The 6,727-nt window shown below is 66.4% G+C and carries 4 protein-coding genes; 1 reads left to right on the top strand and 3 read right to left on the bottom strand.

From position 1 onward, the window contains the following. Positions 1-998: 998 nt before the first annotated feature. Positions 999-2,159, top strand: a complete 1,161-nt coding sequence (locus EP26_RS33965; protein WP_157033871.1) for a sensor histidine kinase — start codon at positions 999-1,001, stop codon at positions 2,157-2,159. 80 nt (positions 2,160-2,239) lie between these two features. Here the strand turns inward: EP26_RS33965 and EP26_RS27810 are convergent, their stop codons facing one another. The 3 genes from EP26_RS27810 to EP26_RS27800 all read right to left on the bottom strand — a co-directional run bounded on the left by EP26_RS27810 (position 2,240) and on the right by EP26_RS27800 (position 6,435). Further along, positions 2,240-3,667 (bottom strand): sensor histidine kinase, encoded by a 1,428-nt coding sequence (locus tag EP26_RS27810; protein WP_157033870.1) that lies wholly within the window; start codon positions 3,665-3,667, stop codon positions 2,240-2,242. A 559-nt stretch (positions 3,668-4,226) separates the two neighbouring features. Further along, positions 4,227-5,459 (bottom strand): sensor histidine kinase, encoded by a 1,233-nt coding sequence (locus EP26_RS27805; protein WP_043343967.1) that lies wholly within the window; start codon positions 5,457-5,459, stop codon positions 4,227-4,229. Positions 5,460-6,159: 700 nt separating this feature from the next. Then, a complete protein-coding gene (locus EP26_RS27800) occupies positions 6,160-6,435 on the bottom strand; it encodes a hypothetical protein (protein WP_043343965.1) in 276 nt (91 codons plus the stop codon). Positions 6,436-6,727: the final 292 nt, after the last annotated feature.

The following is a 6,727-nucleotide window of genomic DNA, read 5'->3' as shown; positions in this document are numbered from 1 at the left end:
TGCTGAAATGCTGGTTGATGAGGTCGTCCGGCTTCCCGTTGCCGGGATCGTCGAAGGTCGCGCGGGGGATCATGGACCGGTCATGTCCAATGATGTGGGAGGTGACTGCCGGCGGACCGCTGGATGAGATCGCCGAACAGGGTCGTGCTCGGCCCAAGCCTCCTTCAACGATCCGGGACCAAAGCGACTAAATGCTTTGATGCCGGATCGGTCAGCGTCCGTTCTGCAAAGATTGTACCTAAGGTTGAGGTGGTTCGCCACCGAAGTCCCGCCGCCGATCCGCAGGTTGGGATCGCACAAGGGCAACCTTCAAGGACGATCCCGCAAGTCGGCGAACCCGCGGGTGTTCACAAATTCCCTCTGGAATCGGTTCGATCAAACCCGCCCGGAACCTTGGGTTCACTCCGCCGCGGCACTGTGCTTGAAGTCATCCGATTTCGTTGACACCACGCCGGGCAGGCGAGGACGGGCTTCTGCACCTGCACTGGATGGAGAGCGGAGGGCCGCCGGTCCAGGGCATCCCGGCGCGGCGCGGCTTCGGCACACGAGTGATCAAGGCCACCGTTCGGGGTCAGCTTGGCGGGTCGGTGGCGTTGCACTGGGAGTCCTCGCGACTCGTGGTCGAGATCGAGGTCCCGCTCGCGCGCGTTGTGGCAAACGGGGAAACGGGCGGGACCGTGGATGCCGCTGCCGCGGTAGGCGCCTAGAACCAGAGGTTCGGAAAGCCGGTGCAAAGCGCGGACGACCGGATAAAGGGGCCGTGCTGGCATCATGAGGGATGGCGCAACCTCCTACGGGATGCCCCAGGCGGTGCCACTTTGCCGAACCTGTGGGATGCCTGCTGCCGGCCATGCTGAGGGTGCATCTTCCATCTCGGGTGCGCCGCGCGCTGCGCCATGACGCCGAGGAGTCGAGAAAGTCTCGGGATAAGGTGTGAAGTCTGGGTCACCCGCTCCCGCTACCCTGTCGCACCTGCGAGGGCGGGGCTATACTGCCGCATGGAAACAACTACCCGGGGACCGCTGGCGAGCGGGAATGCCGAGACCGACCGTCTTGCGGCGCTGCGTCGATACGACATTCTCGACACACCCCCAGACGGCGCCTTTGACCGCATCACCGCGCTTGCGGCCGACCTGTTCTCAGTCCCCATCGCCATCGTTAGCCTCGTCGATCACGACCGCATCTGGTTTAAGTCGCGCTACGGACTCGATGTGGAACAGATCGGGCGCGACCCGGGCCTATGTGCCTCGGCCATCCTGCAAGTCGAGCCGTGGGTGCTGACCGACGCGCGGGTCAATGCCCCCGCGCTCGCCAACCCGCTGGTGGCGGGAGAATTCGGCCTGCGCTTCTACATCGGCGCGCCGCTGCGGACGCAGGACGGGTTCAACCTTGGCACGCTTTGCGTCATTGACCGCGAGCCACGCTCCGTCAGCGAGCGGCAGATCGCCCACCTCAAGCACCTCGCCGCGCTGGTCATGGACCAGATGGAGCTTCGCCTGTCGGCCCGGCGCGCCATCGCCGACCTGTCGCGGGCTGTTGAGGAGAAGGACGCGGCCCTGCGGCGGGCCGAACTGATGGCGAAAGAGATCGACCATCGGGTGATGAACAGCCTGCAACTGACCTCCGCCCTGCTGCGGCTACAAAGGCACGCGCTCGGGAACACGGAGGCCGCAATGCAGTTGGCCCTGGCTGCCAGCCGGGTCGCGGCAGTCGCGCGGGTGCATCAGCACCTCTACGTGGGCGATGGCGACGGTACCATCGATTGCGGTGCTTACCTCCGGCGACTATGCGACGATCTCTCCGGCACGCTGCGGCCCGACCAAGGGGTGATCTCCGTTGAGGTCGTCGATGCTGCGCTCCCGACCGCTAGGATCGTTCCCCTCGGGCTGATCGTGGCCGAACTCGTGGCTAACGCCGCTAAGCATGGGGCGGGGCGCATTAGAGTCTCGCTCGAACGTACCTCTCCGGGCGAATACGCGCTGTCGGTCTCTGACGAGGGCACGGGGCTGCCTGCGGGATATGATCCCGGCGCAACCAGCGGTCTCGGCATGCGGGTGATCTCCACCCTGATCGGGCAACTCCACGGGCGACTGAACTTCGGTGCGAACGGTGGCAGCCCGGGAGCAAAATTTACGGTTGTTTTCCCGGTCGCGGGCTGACCCGCTCAGCGCGGGCCACTGGCCAAGGCCGGAGTGGTGGTTGCACGCGTCGCGCGGCGAAGCTGCCGCAATGCTGATGGTCAGGCGTTGCCGGTCCGGCGGCCCAGTGCGACGCGGCGATGTGGGGGCAGGCGGAGGATACAGTGCAAGCCATCCGGCTCGAAGCGGATGTCGGCCTTCATGCCTGCCTGTATTGCCAACCCACGCTCAAGAAGCCGCAGCCCGAAGCCCCGCCGAGCAGGCGGACCCGCGATCGGCGGGCCACCTCGCTCCACCCACTCGACAGCCTGCCATGGCTCGGCGTCCCCATCGTCGTTCGCGGCGCGGAGAACCACCCGGACACGTCCGCTCGGCCCGGACAAGGCGCCGTGCCGGACCGCGTTGGTGGCGAGTTCATGCAGGGCCATGGCCAGGGTGAGCGCTGCACCGGGTGGCAGGAACACCTTCGCTCCCTCGAAGGTGGACAGGTCCAACCGATCGCTGTCCGCCAGCAAGGGCGCAAGAACAGCGCGCACGACCCCATCGAGCGGCGCACCGGTCCAGTCCTCACGGGTGAGCAGGTCGTGCGCACGGGCGAGGGCGAGGATGCGTCGCTGGAAGGCCACGGCGAAGGCCGAGAGGTCGGGCGACGCACCGCGTGTGCCCAAGGATGTGAGCGACTGCACCACCGCAAGCGTGTTTTTCACGCGGTGGTTCATTTCGTCCGTCAGCAAAGTCCGCCGCGCCTCCGCCCACCGCCGCTCCGTCTGGTCGCGCATGACCGCGAGCAGCCCAAGGGGTGGCGCATGCGGCCCCGCTGCTGGATCGCGCAGCGGCGTCAACATCCCGCTGGCCCAGAACCGCGCGCCGTTCCGGCGAAGGTGCCAGCGCTCGTTCTCGGCCCGGCCTTCCGCAAGGGCCGTCGCGGCCTCCCGCTCCGGCACCCCGGCAGCGCGGTCCTCGGGGGTGAAGATCGGGTCGGCTGAGCGGCCGATGATTTCCGTCTCGGTCCAACCCAGCAGCCGCTCTGCCCCCGCGTTCCATGAGGTGACGCGGCGGCTGAGGTCCGTAGTGAAGATCGCGTACTCCGTGGCGCTGTCGAGGATGAGGCGCATCCGCTCATCACGCTCGCGCAAGGCTGCACGGCTCTCGGTCAGCGCGGCGTTGGCGCTCCGCAGCGCCTCGTTGTCCGCCTCCGTGGCGGCAAGATTTGCTCGGCCTGCCGCCATCTGTCGATCATGCTGCGCCTCGACTGCGGCTGCCGCCGATTTCGCCAGCCTCCTGCCCGTTGCATTATCAGTCTGCTCACGGGCGAGTTCATCAGCGTGCATTTCCGCCGCTTGCTCGGCCGATAAACCAGCCTGCGCGAGAGCCCGGCGCAGAGTGGCGACCTCTGCCTCAAGCTCTGCAATGCGGGCCTTGAAGGCCAGTGCATCCTGCCCCGCCTCGCCCACGCTGCGACTGGCCGTTTCGTTACTGTCCTTCATAGCCCTCACGCGGAACGACGGACAAAGCGTCCGGAATCCCAACCGAAATCCCTCGGAGGCGTTCCCGCGGGGTGGCTCTTTTGATCGCGTGTATGTCGGCTAAGTGGCTGTAGATACAATCCCCAGAGCCCATCCGGGAGCCAGCACGGAGAAAATGGTGCGCCGCCCGACAACCTTCCGCCGCTAGGAGGCGGCCCTTCCAAACAGCAGGAACATTATTTTATCGAACGGACAAGTCTACTGTCGAACATTCCTGTAGCGGAACTGCGCATGGCCATTGTAAGGCATGGGCCGAGGGAGGCGATCATGGACTCGCCCAGAGATGCCCCGGCTATGGCTAGCCGCCATGTCCGAGAGGGTGTGGAGCGTATCGCTCGCCAGCATGCCATCATCGACGAGATGGACCGGAACAACCATCCCGAGGCGGCGGCGATGGCCAAGATGGTGTTGGCGACGCTGCAAGCCCCCCTCGACCTGATGCGAGAGCGGCTTCGCATGGAGTGCGAGGCCGTTGGCATAGGTAACGGACCGACAATCCGTTCCATGCCGGGGCGCCCTATAAGGACGGGGCGAGCGAAACAGGGGAGGCGTATCGGCTCGTTCAGTCCGGCTTGGCGCTTGGGTCGGGAAAGATGACTGCCACGGCGGTGCCCTGGCCGCCGCGCCCGGCCTCCATTGTGGCCCGGCCCTTTACCTGCTTGGCAAACATCTCGACCAACCGCAGCCCGAGCGAGCCCGTCCGGTGCTCGACCGACATGCCTGCACCATCGTCCTCGACGAGCAGGCGCATCTGCCCACCGGCCTCGGCGTGCAACTCGACCCGGACCCGCCCGCTGCGCCCATCCGGAAAGGCGTATTTGAGCGCGTTGGTCACTGCCTCACCCACGATAAGCCCGAGCGGCACCACAAGGTCCGGGCTCCACACGGCCTCCTCGTCAGCCTCCACCTCGACCGACACCTGTTCCGGCGATGGCGCCATAGCTTCGGCCATTTCCTCGCAGAGACGGCGGAGGTAGTCGGGGAAGTCGATCGCATTCGGGTTGCCTATTCTGTAGGTCAGCAGGCTATGGACCTCGCCCACGCGCCGGAGCCGACCCATGGCGGTTTCCAGCGTCGCACGGCAAGCCGGATCGTCGATCTGGCGCGCTTGCACGCCCAGTAGCGAGACCGCGAGTTGCAGCGCGTTCTTGGTCCGGTGGTTGACCTCGCGGATCAGGAAGTCGCGGTAGCGGATGTCCTCCTGGCCTTGGGCCAGGGCATCGCGCAGCGTGGCCTCGGTCCGTTGCCGCCGCTCCGCCTCCTCTTGCAGCCGCGCGTTGACCTCCTGAAGCCGTCTCGTCCGGGTGGCAACACGCCGCTCCAGCGTCTCCTTGGCCTCGCGCAGTTCATGCTCGCGGGCCACCCTATCGCTGATGTCGAGGAAGGAGGCGAAGTGCTGGACCACTCGGCCATCCTCGACCACAGGACTGACGAACATCGAGACCCAAACCTCGCGGCCGTCCCTTGTACGGAACGGCACGTCCTCGATGAACCGACGCTGTGCCGCCATGACCGCTTCGACCCGCGCTGCCACGTCCAGGGCCGCGTGCTCGCCCAAGAGGAAGAAGTAGTTCTGGCCCAGGACCGCCTCGCGCTCATAGCCGCATAGTTCGAGGAAGGTGGCGTTGGCGTAGATGATGGGATTGCCGAACACCGTGGGATCGGTGACCACCATCGGCATCCGCGTGGCCTCAACCGCCGCAACAAAAGGACCGCCGCGGGCCGCGATATCACGGACCCCACGCTCGGCGGCGGCTTGGCCCTCCCGGTTCCGGGGCTGGTTGCTGGCGGGCATCGGCGATCCTCCACTACTGTGCGTCCAACCTGACCCCGCCAAAGCAATACGGGATATGGACCCCTCATCGCACTCTATCGGACAGCGGAGATTGCTGGATGTGCATCCAACCAGCAACCTTGGCGCATTATTGGGCGCCTGTGATCGCGTGTGACTTCCGGTGCTGGTGATGTATCCGGCAGACAGCCTGGGCATCGCTCACCCGGCCTTTGAGCCGCTGCGAGGGATGCCCTGGAGGGGATCAGATCAAGGACCGAGCCAGCGAACTCGGACCGGTTAATTGTCGAGCGGACGCCCACCGAGGAGAGATCGGCCGCAAGCCAGGGCTCGGCAGCGCTCTGGCCGAGGTCGTGCATCCTGCGGAAGGAAGCACCAGCTTGCGTCGCGGTGGCTCCCTGCCTTGAGCCCGCGGAACTCCTCCTCGGCACCGATCGCGTGCAGCCGGGCGTCATGCCGCCGCCCCAGGGCACCCACCGCCGAGGCAGGCAGGTCGGCCCGAAACCTTGGGCCAGCGCGAACAAACGCAATTCCTGCCGAAGCTCGGCGCCGGAGGCAATCTCGTCGGCCCGTTCAGCTACGCCGGAGGCGCCGACGAGCGGGTCAGGTCGGTCTACGGGGGTGGTCCGGACCAGCATGATGTCCGCGGGTGCGCCCGCCTCGACTAGCGCGCACAATGGCGGTTGTCCGCACAGCCGCCGTCTCAGTACGCCTCGCCACCGATTTCCGCCGCTGGGAGCAACTGCGGCAGGCAAGCCGAGGCCAGCAGCACCTCCGCCGTGACCTCGGCATCGCGAAACAGCCGCGCCTCGCCGATCCACCCACGGGTCGCCGAGATGACCAGGGTAGGCGCCCCCTCGATCCCGAAAACGGACGAATCGAGCAAGCCGTCGAGCACGCCAGGGAGCGGGTTCAGCCCAAGCAGGTTAATTTGGTCGCACGACGGCCCTCTGACGGCTCGCAACAGCGCATCAACCATGGGCGCCATCACCTTCGTAAAAGGAGGACCCCGCCCCGGCCGTGTCAGGCGAGCCGGAGCCGGTGGCGACCCGGCGCCAAGAGACGCCGAGGAGGCGCTTGGCTTCGACCGGTCCTCCTGTGGCGAGGCTCTGGACCAGCATGGCGGCAGCCGCTAGCTGCCCAGACCGGGTGGTTGGATTGGGAACGACGGTGGCTTTCTGGTGTTTACCAGCCCGATCCGCGGGATCATTGCTGCTTGGCCAAAGGAGGAGCGCATCAGATGGCAACCGGCGCTGTGAAGTGGTTCAACG

It is taken from the genome of Belnapia moabensis DSM 16746 (assembly GCF_000745835.1).
Classification (GTDB): domain Bacteria; phylum Pseudomonadota; class Alphaproteobacteria; order Acetobacterales; family Acetobacteraceae; genus Belnapia; species Belnapia moabensis.
The sequence above is the reverse complement of the archived record's forward strand: the minus strand, read 5'-3'. Positions and strand labels throughout refer to the sequence as shown.

Coding starts and splice junctions, on each gene's coding strand:
- EP26_RS33965 (WP_157033871.1), top strand. CDS start 999: ATGGAAACAACTACCCGGGGACCGCTGGCGAGCGGGAATGCCGAGACC.
- EP26_RS27805 (WP_043343967.1), bottom strand. CDS start 5,459: ATGCCCGCCAGCAACCAGCCCCGGAACCGGGAGGGCCAAGCCGCCGCC.
- EP26_RS27800 (WP_043343965.1), bottom strand. CDS start 6,435: ATGGTTGATGCGCTGTTGCGAGCCGTCAGAGGGCCGTCGTGCGACCAA.